This window comes from Prevotella pectinovora, from assembly GCF_000834015.1.
In the GTDB taxonomy this organism is placed as follows: Bacteria; Bacteroidota; Bacteroidia; order Bacteroidales; family Bacteroidaceae; genus Prevotella; species Prevotella pectinovora.
In genome coordinates, this window is record NZ_JXQI01000035.1 from 1 (window position 1) to 12,662 (window position 12,662).

The 12,662-nt window shown below is 46.0% G+C and carries 10 protein-coding genes; 3 read left to right on the forward strand and 7 right to left on the reverse strand.

The window, feature by feature from the left end; all coding sequences use genetic code 11:
- The first annotated feature begins 360 nt into the window (after positions 1-360).
- The 3 genes from gyrA (at position 361) to ST42_RS04815 (ending at position 5,597) form a co-directional block, all read left to right on the forward strand.
- The gene (gene gyrA / locus ST42_RS04805; protein WP_042517129.1) at positions 361-2,982 is read left to right on the forward strand and encodes a DNA gyrase subunit A; all 2,622 of its coding nucleotides are present in this window, start codon (positions 361-363) and stop codon (positions 2,980-2,982) included.
- 24 nt (positions 2,983-3,006) lie between these two features.
- Positions 3,007-4,197, forward strand: a complete 1,191-nt coding sequence (locus ST42_RS04810; protein ID WP_197068907.1) for a tetratricopeptide repeat protein — start codon at positions 3,007-3,009, stop codon at positions 4,195-4,197.
- A 233-nt stretch (positions 4,198-4,430) separates the two neighbouring features.
- Positions 4,431-5,597 (forward strand): tetratricopeptide repeat protein, encoded by a 1,167-nt coding sequence (locus ST42_RS04815; protein WP_082027854.1) that lies wholly within the window; start codon positions 4,431-4,433, stop codon positions 5,595-5,597.
- A gap of 160 nt (positions 5,598-5,757) precedes the next feature.
- Here ST42_RS04815 and ST42_RS04820 read toward each other — a convergent pair whose 3' ends face one another.
- From ST42_RS04820 to ST42_RS14430, 7 genes are all read right to left on the reverse strand, one after another.
- Positions 5,758-7,218: a tetratricopeptide repeat protein gene (locus ST42_RS04820; RefSeq protein ID WP_044072595.1), complete on the reverse strand. Its 1,461-nt coding sequence runs from the start codon at positions 7,216-7,218 to the stop codon at positions 5,758-5,760.
- Positions 7,218-8,939, reverse strand: coding sequence for a glutamine--tRNA ligase/YqeY domain fusion protein (locus ST42_RS04825; protein ID WP_022317000.1), 1,722 nt, complete (start codon positions 8,937-8,939; stop codon positions 7,218-7,220). Before ST42_RS04825 ends, ST42_RS04820 begins: the two co-directional genes overlap by 1 nt.
- An 86-nt stretch (positions 8,940-9,025) precedes the next feature.
- Positions 9,026-9,511: a hypothetical protein gene (locus ST42_RS04830; protein ID WP_044072597.1), complete on the reverse strand. Its 486-nt coding sequence runs from the start codon at positions 9,509-9,511 to the stop codon at positions 9,026-9,028.
- A 30-nt stretch (positions 9,512-9,541) separates the two neighbouring features.
- Positions 9,542-10,159, reverse strand: coding sequence for a crossover junction endodeoxyribonuclease RuvC (ruvC, locus tag ST42_RS04835; protein ID WP_044072598.1), 618 nt, complete (start codon positions 10,157-10,159; stop codon positions 9,542-9,544).
- 15 nt (positions 10,160-10,174) lie between these two features.
- Positions 10,175-10,819, reverse strand: coding sequence for an MBL fold metallo-hydrolase (locus ST42_RS04840; RefSeq protein ID WP_022317003.1), 645 nt, complete (start codon positions 10,817-10,819; stop codon positions 10,175-10,177).
- A gap of 111 nt (positions 10,820-10,930) precedes the next feature.
- On the reverse strand, positions 10,931-11,554 hold the full coding sequence (rsmG, locus tag ST42_RS04845) for a 16S rRNA (guanine(527)-N(7))-methyltransferase RsmG (RefSeq protein ID WP_042517117.1): 624 nt from the start codon (positions 11,552-11,554) through the stop codon (positions 10,931-10,933).
- 429 nt (positions 11,555-11,983) lie between these two features.
- Positions 11,984-12,109, reverse strand: coding sequence for a hypothetical protein (locus ST42_RS14430; RefSeq protein WP_262503196.1), 126 nt, complete (start codon positions 12,107-12,109; stop codon positions 11,984-11,986).
- Positions 12,110-12,662 lie beyond the last annotated feature (553 nt).

A 12,662-nucleotide genomic window follows, 5' to 3' on the forward strand; every position in this document is an offset into this window, starting at 1 on the left:
TTTTGATATTGCAAATTTACTAAAAAATATTATTTGCACAAAATTTAAAGCTAAAAATTACAAAATTCTAATTGCTTTTGTGTGTTTATTGTTTAAAATGGTTTAAAAATCTGCACATCTTGCCCTTGGTGTGTAATTATTTTGAGTTTGTATGCCTCAGTTTTCTCCTTTGTTCCTATTCCTAGTTCTTTGGCAGGAGCGGTAAATGTAAGTTGAAAATATTTTGCAGAATCTTTTTTGTGTTAAATATTAGGGCAGTTGGATAATTTGTTGTAACTTAGCACCCAAATTGTAAAATGCGCTTAAAACGCAAGGAAATGCCCTTAAAACGGGAATTTAAGAAAATTAACAGATTAACTAATGGATAGTAACAACACTATTGATCAAGACAGAATTCTCAAGATTAACATTGAGGAGGAGATGAAGTCCTCATACATCGACTATTCTATGTCGGTGATTGTTGCCCGTGCGTTGCCTGATGTGCGCGACGGTTTCAAGCCTGTGCACAGAAGAATACTCTATGGAATGATGGGTATTGGCAATACAAGTGACAAGCCTTATAAGAAATGTGCTCGCGTTGTCGGTGAGGTGCTTGGTAAGTATCACCCACATGGTGACAGTTCTGTATATGGAGCCCTTGTCAGGATGGCGCAAGACTGGAACATGCGTTACACACTCGTTGATGGTCAGGGAAACTTTGGTAGCGTGGATGGCGATTCTGCTGCTGCCATGCGTTATACGGAGTGCCGACTCTCAAAGATGGGAGAGCACATCATGGATGACCTTAACAAGGATACGGTTGACATGACGAACAACTTCGATGATTCGCTCGTTGAGCCGACAGTCATGCCAACAAAGATTCCAAACCTGCTCGTAAATGGCGGAAACGGTATTGCTGTAGGTATGGCGACAAATATTCCGACCCATAATCTCGGTGAAGTCATTGACGGATGTTGCGCATATATCGATAATCCAGAAATCGATGTTGACGGACTGATGCGTTATATCAAGGCTCCGGATTTCCCTACAGGTGCTTATATATATGGTATACAGGGAGTGAAAGATGCCTACGAAACTGGTAGGGGACGCATTGTCATGCGTGCGAAGGCTGAGATTGAGAGTGGTGATTCGCATGACAAAATTGTCATTACGGAAATACCTTATGGCGTGAATAAGGCTCAGCTTATTACATATATCGCCGATCTCGTCAAAGAAGGAAAACTCGATGGTATAAGCAATGCCAATGATGAGTCTGGTCGTCAGGGTATGCGTATCGTCATTGACGTGAAGAAGGATGCCAACGCAAATGTTATCTTGAATAAACTCTTCAAGATGACGGCTCTGCAGAGCTCATTCTCAGTGAATTGCATCGCTTTGGTTAAAGGTCGTCCACGTCTGCTTACTCTCAAGGAATGCGTTCATCATTTTGTTGAACATAGACATGACGTTACAATTCGTCGTACTAAGTTTGACTTGAAGAAAGCCCAGGAAAGGGCACATATCCTTGAAGGCCTTATCATCGCCTGTGACAACATCGACGAGGTGGTACACATCATCCGTGCATCCAAGACTCCGTCAGACGCACAGCGCAATTTGGAAAAGCGCTTTGAGCTCGATGAGTTGCAGTCTAAGGCAATCGTTGATATGCGTCTCAGCCAGCTCACAGGTCTGCGTCTTGAGCAGTTGCATGCCGAATATGAGGAGTTGGAGCGTCAGATCAATTATCTGCAGTCTATCCTCAACGATCCGGAACTTTGCAAGAAGGTAATGAAAGACGAGCTTCAGGAAGTGAAGGAGAAGTATGGAGACGAACGACGCACAGAGATAAAATATTCAAGTGAGGAATTCAATCCTGAGGACTTCTATCCTAACGATCCTGTAGTTATCACTATCAGTCATCTTGGTTATATCAAGAGAACTCCTCTGAGCGAGTTCAGAGAGCAGTCAAGAGGTGGAGTGGGTAGCAAGGGAGCCCATAGCAGAGAGCAGGACTTCACAGAGTTCATCTATCCAGCCACAATGCACAACACCATGATGTTCTTCACCAAGAAGGGACGTTGCTACTGGCTGAAGTGCTACGAGATTCCGGAAGGAAACAAGAGCAGCAAGGGCAGAGCGATACAGAACCTCCTCAATATCGAAAGCGACGACAGCGTCAATGCATTCTTGCGTCTGCGCGGTCTCGACAACGAGGAGTTCATCAACAGCCATTATGTAGTGTTCGCCACAAAGAACGGACTTATCAAGAAGACCTTGCTTGAGGCCTATAGCCGTCCGAGAGCAAACGGTGTCATAGCCATCAACATTCAGGAAGGTGACGAGGTGGTAGGAGTAAGACTTACCAACGGACACAATGAACTGGTGCTTGCAAACCGTAACGGTAGGGCTGTGCGTTTCGATGAGAATGCCGTTCGTGCAATGGGTCGTGTATCTACCGGTGTACGCGGAATGCGTCTCGACGGTGGAGACGACGAAGTTGTAGGAATGGTTGTAGTCAACAAGCCTGACGAGGAAACCATAATGGTTGTGAGCGAGAATGGCTACGGCAAGCGTAGTCTTGTTGAGGACTATCGCGTAACCAACCGTGGTGGCAAGGGAGTGAAGACTCTTGGAATTACAGAGAAGACAGGACGCCTTGTAGCCATTAAGGTAGTGACAGACGAGAATGATCTCATGATCATCAACAAGAGTGGAATCGTGATCCGTCTGTCTGTGAAGGAATGCCGTGTGATGGGACGTGCCACACAGGGTGTAAGACTGATAAACCTCACGAAGAAAAATGACGTCATTGCCAGCGTATGCAAAGTGATGAGCTCAGAGCTTGAGGCTGTTGTCGAAGATGAGAGTCGCAAACAGATGGTTGCTACAAACGAAAGGATAAACCAGGATTCCACTTCCGCTCCAGCCACACAGTTTGAAGACGGTGACCATATAGAGGAAAGTGATTCTGTTGCCGATAACAATGATGTGAATAACGAATAACTATAATCTTAAACAATAATGAAAATGAAAAAACTTATGGTTTTTGCGTTGGCTACACTTTGCAGTGTGTCAATGTCTGCACAGGATATCAAGACTATCCTCGGTGCTAACGACTACAAAGAGGCCCTTAACATGATTAAGGCTGGTGAGGCTTCTCTCTCTAATGAGAACAAGGCCAAGGCATATAATAAGGTCGTTGACCTCGCTTTGGACAAGTTCCTGAAGGAGCAGGTGACAAAGGCTGACCCTGCAGCCATGTATGATGCTGCCGAGGCTGCCATCCAGGCTGCTTTGGAGTGTGACAAGTATGACAACATGCCTAACGAGAAGGGTAAGGTAAAACCTAAGTTCGCCAAGAACGGTACTCGCCTTGCTCCAGTTCGCGCTTCTCTCGTATCAGAGGGAGAGGCTCGTTACAACGAGAAAGACTACAAGGGTGCTTCAAGAGCATTCGGTATGTATGTTGATACAAACTCAGAGAAGCTCTTCGCAACAGGTCAGCCAGACCAGTTCGGACCTCAGATCGCTTATTTTGCAGCACTCTCTTCTTTCTATGCACAAGAGTTTGATCGTGCTGAGAGATATTCTGACGCAGCTCTGAATGACTCTACTTATGCCAATGACGCAATGAACCTGAAGCTCAACGCTCTTCAGAGCACCATGAAGACCAAGGCTGACTCTATTGCTGCCCAGAAGAAGTTGGAGGACCTTTATGCCAAGTTCCCTAACAACCAGGCAGTATTCAGCACTCTCACAGGTCTTCTCCTTTCTCAGGGCAAGAAAGACGATTTCAACAAGCTCATCGACAACGCTCTTGCAGCAAATCCAAAGAACTTTGCTGCTGTGGCAATGAGAGGTCAGTCTTATATGAACGAGCGTAAATGGCAGGAGGCTATCAACGACCTGAAGAAGGCTCTCGAGATCATGCCTGACAATATCCCTGTAACAGCTTCTGTAGGTAACTGCTACATGTTCCTCGCTCAGGAGAAGGCAGAGCAGATTTCTGCCAAGACCAACGGTAGAATTCCTAAGTCTGCAGAGGATGTGATCGTCGGCGTTTACAACCAGGCCATTGACTATCTGACAAAGGCAAAGGACATGGACAAGAACATGGAATACAAGACCAGCTGGGCTTATTCTCTCTATACTTGTCTGTATCGCACTTTGGGCGATGAAGATCCTAAGACCAAGGAGGCAGAGGCTCTGACCAAGTAATCTCTGATCAATAGTATATTGAAAGGGCGTACCAGAATTGTGACAATATAAGTTGTGGCTTTTTGTGTGTGGTTCCAGACAAACACTCTATACTCACTTTTAGTTCCGGCTTTGGTACGCCCTTCTCTTTTTATATACTTCTTTTTTACCGGCATATTCAATTTTATATATATTTCAGGTATTTACTTTTAGGGTAGATTAATTTTTTTTATGTTAGTGGGATAATGAAACGTTTGCTTGTAATTTTATCTATAATCAGCCTTTTCCATTCATTTGCCTTCGCTCAGAAGAAGGAAATCTCTCAGGCACAGACTTACGTCAAGACAGGTAAGAATCTGGACAAGGCAGAAGCGAGTATGAGGAAACTGCTTGCCGACTCTGCAAATCATGCCAATATCAAGATATGGCACACTCTTACAGAAGCTATCCGTCTGCAATATGAACAGGCCAACGAGCAACTCTATCTCAAACAGAAATTCGACACGGCTTCTCTATTCAACATAGAGCTTCGCATGTTCCAGGCTTATGAGTCTATGGACAGCGTTGATGCCCGACCCGACCACAAAGGAAGGGTGACGATAAAATACAGGAAGCGTAATGCTGAATATCTGAGCGTGTATCGCAAGAATCTTTATAACGGAGGCGTGTTCTTCTTGTCCAAGCAGAATTACAAGTCAGCTTTCAATCTCTTCGACGCATTTCTCGACTGCGTCAACCAGCCATTGTTCTCAAACAATAAATTGAGCATGACATCGCCTTCAGAGCTCTCTGCGGCCTATCTTGCAACATATTGTGGAGTGAAACTCGGCAATTCGGAACTTGCCCTTAAGTATTCGTCTTCCGCTCTCGACTATAAACCTGGCAGGGAAAAGACCTTGCAGTTCTTGGCAAATATCTATAGCGAGAAGAAAGATACCGTATTATACAGGGAATCCCTTAAAACAGGCTTTGATGAATATCCTCAAAACGAGTTTTTCTTCACCCGTCTTGTAGACTTCTATAACGGAAAGAATCAGATAGATTCGGCAAACGTTGTAGTTGACAAAGCCTTGATGGCAGATAGCCTGAATACACTCTTTCTTTATGCCAAGAGCAATCTGCTGCTGAATATGGGTGAATACGGGAAATGCGTGTCCATCTGCGACAGTCTGATTGCCCGCAACGACACCCTTGCCGATGCCTATTATAATGCCGGTGTAGCCTATATGAACATGGCTTTCAAGGCTGAAGGCAAATCTCAGATGAAGAAATATTATAAGTGCTCCTTGCCGTATATGGAGCGATACCGCGAACTTGCTCCCGACCAGAAAGACAAATGGGCAGCAGCCCTATACAACATCTATCTCAATCTTAACATGGGAAAGAAGTTTGAAGAAATAGTGGGGATTTTGAAGAACTGAAATAATCCCAATCAATATTAAAAGTCCTCAATCGGTCATTGGGATTAGAAAATGAAACAATCCCAATCGGCTATTAGGTTACAGTTTAGTGACGGTAAAAGAATAACTTGGTATGATTTCACCGTCACTCAGTCATGATGACAATGACAGCCGGTGGTTCTTATTTCTGACTGTCATTGTCGTTTTTGTCAGTTTCCTCGTTTATGCCTCTGCTGTGCTTCTTTGCATATTCCACATAGTCGTAAGGCTCCATACCTTTTGGAAAGAAGTCTGCCAATACAGCTTTTGCCTCTTCAGGATTCTTGTCTACCGCGTCTTTCAAGTATCCTATAAATTCATCTCCCATACCCAGATAGTTGCTGCATGCCGCAAGGTAAGCCAGTCCGCGTGTCCTTTCAGGATCCTTTTCAAACACTCTCTTGAGAAACATATACGCATATTGGTCCATGCTGTGCTCATACAGAGACACGGCAATCTGGAATGTATATTCAGTTGGGTTGTTTGTCAACTTATAGCCATTGTAGAATGCAATGTTTGCATCTTCAAACCTGTTCATGCCCAGCAGGATGCTACCTTCCACGAGATACGTTTCAGCGTCAAGTTTTCCGTATTCCTTCAGCTTCTCCAGATATTTGAATGCCAATTCGTTGTTCCCCATCCATCCGTAAGTGATGGCGAAATCTCTGCAGATGTCAATCTTGTTGGCAGTTTCTTCTGTGCATTTCGTTTCTGCGCTTTTCAGGTAGGCAAGAGTCTTGTCCATATCCTGCATGCAGAAATAACATCTCGCCATCATCATGTCGCTCTGTTCTGAGTCTACGATTTCCGCACTCTTCCGATACGCTTCAAGAGCTTTCAGATAATTGCACATCTTGAAGAAAGCGTTGCCCAGTATCATATATGCCTCGGCATCCTTGTCATCGATGGCGAGAGCATATTCTATGCTTGTAGCAGCATTTGAGTACTTGTCGAAATTGTTCTGTTCTATGGCGAGGATTTTCCAAAGTCCTGTGTTGAAGGGGTCTTTGTCTATCAGCCTCTCCATTATCTCCGCTCCCTCTTCGTATTTCCTTTCAGCGAAAGCCATGCGAGCTTTCATTCTGAGATAGTCATTGCTGCTTTTGTCTCTGTCCAGTTCCAGATAGTGCTTCGCCTGCTTCGTCATACCGTAGTCAAGCAGCAGGTTGCAGGCTTCAGCAGGCAGGTCAAGCAGGTCTTCGTCTTCAAGATACGTCAGAGCCTTGTCAAGCGCCATTATCGCCTTCTCTTTCTTCTCCGTGAAGATATAATATTCGGCGATGAGCAGAGCATAGTTAAGGTCGTTGCATTCTGTGATTTTCTCTATACATTCCTTTGCTTTCTCCTTGTCTTTCTTCACCATTATATAATATCTGGCGAGCACGATCTTTGGAGCCGTGGCGTCGGGGTATAAAGAAGCTGCATACTCGGCAGTCTCCTTTGCGTCAGCCAGCTTGCCTTTCTCGAAATAATATTCCGCGATGTCGGCCAACTCCTCGGAGCCGAGTATGCAACTTTTACCTTCCCTCTTGCTTGTTTCGTAGAGGTTAAGGTTGGTTTTGAATTCTTCAGAATTATAATAATTGTCTATGCTTCCTGCCATTATTTCTTGTCTGCCATTTTGGCCCAGGTGTCTTTCAGACCCACAGTCTTGTTGAACACAAGGTGGTCGGCTGTAGAGTTCTTGTCGGCCATGAAATAACCGATTCTCTGGAACTGCAGATACTCTCCGGCTTTCTTCTCAGCCGCAAAGTCCTCAACATAACAGTTTGTCCTTATCTTCAGAGAGTCCTCGTTGATGAGATCCCTGAAGTCGCATTCTTCGGCAGAAGGGTTCTCTATTTTGAACAGACGGTCGTATTCTCTCACCTCTGCCTTCTTGCAGTGGTCCACGCTTACCCAGTGGAGTGTGCCCTTCACCTTTCTGTTTGCTCCCTCCATTCCGCTCTTGCTCGTAGGATCGTATTCTGCCTGTATTTCTATGATGTTTCCTTCTTCGTCCTTCGTGCATCCAGTACACTTCACGATATAGGCGTTTTTCAGTCTCACTTCCTTGCCGGGAGTCATACGGAAGAATTTCTTCGGTGCATCTTCCATGAAGTCTTCGCGTTCTATCCACAGGTTGCGGCTGAATGTGATGTAGTGCTTTCCGTCTGCCTCGTTCTCAGGGTTGTTGATTGCCTCCATCTCTTCAGTCATGTCTTCAGGATAGTTGGTGATGACGAGTTTCACGGGATTCAGCACAGCCGACACTCGTGTAGCCTTTGCGTTGAGGTCTTCGCGCACGGCAGCTTCGAGCAGCGCCATGTCGTTCAGTGCGTCAAACTTGGTGTATCCGATGCTGTCGATAAACTTGCGCACGCTCTCCGGCGAGTATCCGCGTCGGCGCATTCCGCAGAGGGTAGGCATACGTGGGTCGTCCCATCCGTCAACGAGATGCTCGTCAACCAGCGCATGCAGTTTTCTCTTGCTCATCACCGTGTATGTCAGGTTGAGTCGGTTGAACTCTATCTGTCTGGGGCGGAAATCATGGATGTTGTCTCCCTCTCCCTCGTAGACCTTAAGTTCGTCGATGAACTTGTCGTAGAGTGGACGATGAGGCACGAACTCCAGTGTACAGATAGAGTGTGTCACGCCTTCGAAATAGTCGCTCTGTCCGTGTGCGAAGTCATACATCGGATAAGCATGCCATTTCGTTCCTGTGCGGTGGTGAGGCGTCTGTATGATTCTATACATGATAGGGTCGCGGAAGTGCATGTTCGGGTTTGCCATGTCGAGCTTTGCGCGCAAAACCATCGAACCCTCCACAGCCTCCGGGGTGTTCATCTTGTTGAACAGTTCCAGGCTTTCCTCCACAGGTCTGTTTCTGTATGGCGACTCCACTCCAGCCTGTGTCGGCGTGCCTTTCTGCTCGGCAATCTGCTCGCTTGTCTGTTCGTCTATGTATGCCTTTCCGTTTTCAATCATCCATACGGCGAAGTCCCATAGTTTCTGGAAATAGTCAGAGGCGTAATATATGTTTCCCCATTTGAATCCGAGCCACTGTATGTCGTTCAGGATAGAGTCCACGTATTCCGTGTCCTCTTTGCTTGGGTTAGTGTCGTCGAAGCGCAGGTTGCACACTCCGTTGTATTTCTCTGCCACACCGAAGTCCATGCAGATGGCTTTGGCGTGTCCTATGTGCAGATATCCGTTAGGCTCTGGTGGGAAACGTGTTTGTATTCTTTTGGCGTTCTTTCCTTCTTCGAGGTCTTTCTCGACCAACTGTTCCACGAAGCTGAGGCTCTTTTTCTCCTCGCTCTTTATTTCTTCTGAATTTGCCATGATTCTTATTGTCTTTTGTTACCTATTTTAATCTAAATACAAAGTTACTGAATTTCGCTATATCTGCAAAATAATCAGCTTTGTTTTCACAGTCCTTTTGCTCTCAGTTCCGTTCTTGCCTGTTCCAGGGCTTTTGTCCAGTAGGTGTCGAGCGAGAATTTCGTGATGTAGCCTTCGGTCCTGATGTATGCCTCCACGAGGTCGAGGTCCATGTCGTTGAAGCGTGGATTCTGCAGAGATGCCGTCTTGAAGAGTTCTCCCACTTCAGCCTTTGCCTTTTTGTTTTTCGCCTCTCCCAGTTTCTTTATATAGAGGTTCACGAAGTCGTACATGGCGTAAGCCTCATGGTCCAGGGTCTTGACGGTGCTGTCAGGCATCACCTCGTTCATCTTCATTGCCATATACACGAGAGCGTCCACTTTGAATGTTGCCACCTTGCGTGTCTGCAGATCCTTCGATTCGTCGTTAGCCACGTCCTGCGAGAGCTTCATTATTTCCTTGTATACGCCCTGGCTGTAAGCTCCCTGTGTCATTGTGAGAGCCATCAGCAGTATGATGATTATTCTTTTCATGCTTTTATTTGTTTTGATGTTTCGTTTCCGTTATTGCTTATTCGCCGTTTCCGTCAGTTTGCCTGTCGCTTTGCCGGCATTGCCCGTCAGCTGGCTCACTCTGCTGCGGTTTTTGTTTATGAAGTCCTTCCATCCCCGGTAGTTCACTCCCGTTTCCGGTCTTCCAGCCTGCAGGAAGTGGCAGTATGCGGCAGCCAGAGCATCCGTGGCATCCATAAACGGCACTTTGTCTTTCTCCTTTATTCCCAGCAGCCTGAAGAGCATTCCCGCCACTTGCTCCTTTGATGCCTGTCCTTGTCCGGTTATTGCCATCTTTATTTTCAGCGGTGCGTATTCGTGTATCGGCACACTGTGGTGTATTGCTGCCGCTATCGCCACTCCTTGTGCTCTGCCGAGCTTCAGCATCGACTGCACGTTCTTTCCGAAGAAAGGTGCTTCGATGGCCATCTCGTCGGGCAGGAACTCGTCTATTATCCCCGTCACCCGTTCGAATATCCTTCCGAGTCTCAGGTATGGGTCGCTTTCCTTCCGCATGTCGATCACTCCCATTGCCATCATCGAAGCCTTGTTGCCCGCCACCTTCAGAAGTCCGTAGCCCATCACGTTGGTTCCGGGGTCAATGCCGAGTATTATCTTTTCTGAAGCCATAGTCTTCCTTCCGGGTTATTTGAAGTATGGGTTGTGTGCGGTTTCGAATCCCATGGTCGTCTGTTCTCCGTGTCCGGGCAGTATGATGCAGTCGGCAGGCAGCAGCGAACTGAGTTTTTTCAGGCTCTTCATCATGTCCTGGTAGCTGCCCAGCTGGAAGTCAGTCCTGCCGATGCTGAGTCTGAACAGCGTGTCGCCGGTGAAAGCCACATTCTCGTCCTTTGAATACAGCACTACCGACCCCGGCGAGTGGCCTGGTGTGGAGATCACGTCGAGGGCGTGGTTGCCAAACTTTATCACTTCTCCTTCGTCGAAGTAGTTTTTCACTTCCGCAGGCTCTTCGCGATACGTCATTCCTATCAATGCGCTTGCCTGTGCCGGAAGGTTCTCGATCAGCTGGCTGTCGTGTATGCTCACTTCCGGTTTCAGCCCATAGGTGTCTTCCGCGAATCTGTTGCCGAAGTTGTGGTCTATGTGTCCGTGTGTGCTGACCAGCCTTTTAGGTGTCAGCCCGTTGTCGCTGATGTATCTTTCCATCGCCTTGCGTTCCTCGGGGTGTAGCGCTCCGCAGTCTATGATGACACACTCCTTGGTGTCGTCGCTCACCACGTAGCAGTTCTCCTGGAACATGTTGCATTCAAATCTCTGTATGTTCAGCATCTTGATTCCTGTTTAAATGGTTCTTCTTCTGATGGCGGTTGCATTGAAGTCAGTCTCTTCCATAAGTCTCCTTTCTGCCTGTTTCAGTTTCCTGACCTTCAATCCCAATGTCTATCCCACCGGCACGTAGATAACGAATTTTTCCTTGAACCAATCCTCGTCAAACCAGTTTGTTATCTCTGTAGCTTCTGCAATCTTCTTGAAAGGGCGCATTTCGCCTTCCACGTTGCCGCCTTTCAGACATATCACTCCGTTGGGCAGGGAGTTGCGTTGCTCTTTGCCGACGTTCTTCTTCACGATTTTCATGAGGTCGGGCAGCGGCATCACGGCACGGCTCACCACGAAGTCGTATTTTCCTTTCTCCTCTTCACCTCTGAGATGCACGGCTTCCACGTTTTCCAGTCCTATAGCCGTTGCCACTTCGTTCACCACGCGTATCTTCTTTCCCGTTCCGTCAATCATCTTGAATTGCGTTTCCGGGAACAGTATCGCCAGCGGTATGCCTGGGAATCCGCCTCCTGTGCCGAAGTCGAGAATCCTGGTGCCCGGTCTGAACGATACCGCCTTTGCTATTGCCAGCGAGTGCAGCACGTGGTGCAGATACAGGTTGTCTATGTCTTTCCGCGAGATTACGTTTATTTTCTCGTTCCAGTCTTTATACAGGTCGAAGAGAGCTGCGAACTGCTGCTTCTGCTTGTCTGTGAGGTAGGTGAAATATTTCAGTATTTCTTCCATCGTTTTGTTTCTTGGGGGTTAAGTTATCTGTTTTATTTATTGTTTTAGACCAACGTCGTTCTCAGCTGTGTCTGGCTTGTAGTGTTCGGCCATATTGAGGTGACGCGTCTTTTGTTGTTATTTTATTGTAGTCATAGTGTTTGCGTGTGGTATATGGTGCAGCTTATCTTATGCAAAGATAATTATAATTATTGAAATGTGCAAATACTTACACTCTCTATCTTGTGCGAGAACAGGTCTTTGGTTTGGGTTTCTGTTTTCCGGATATCCGCCAATATGTGGGGACTTCATTTTTTTATTGCGTTTCATGGTGTTCTTTTTGTGTAGTTCTTTGCTTCTGATCCGGTCGGTTTTTCATGTCAATATGAGTGTTTGCATCTTGTAAACCATTGGTTTCTGTCTCTTCAGTCGCCGCTTTACTCCTGTCCGTCAGTTTCCTGTGCTGCCGATAAGTCCCGAAACGATGTTCAGCGTTCCGGTCAGCACCTTGTCGCGGTTCACCACGTCGTCGTGTAGCTGCATGATTTTCTTGGGCAGGGGATTGATGTCTGCCACATCCAACTTATAGGAGAATGTATAGCTGTTAGAAAAACTTTACAAAAGAGTACCAAGAGTACCAGAGTACCACAGTCCCATGTGGAATTGTGTATTTTGTCTAAGTTGTTATATATCAATATATTATCTTTTTTATTACATTTTTTATTGATTATTTGGTACTGTGGTACTGTGGTACTCTTGGTACTCTTGGTACTCTTTTCCTCCCTTTTCCCTCTTTTCTTGCCATCTCCTTGAGGTTCACATTAACAATCTCTCTTGACCTTATAGCTATATTATTTTCAAGAATAGAGACAGGGGCTCTGACGTATCCAACTTATAGGAGAATGTATAGCTGTTAGAAAAACTTTACAAAATTGTCCCACTTGTCCCATTGTCCCATTGTCCCAACAGGAAATGGTATTTTTGTCTAAGTTATTATATATCAATATATTATTTTCAAGAATAGAGACAGGGGCTCTGACGTATCCAACTTATAGGAGAATGTATAGCTGTTAGAAAAACTTTACAAAATTGTCCCACTTGTCCAATTGTCCCATTGTCCCAACAGGAA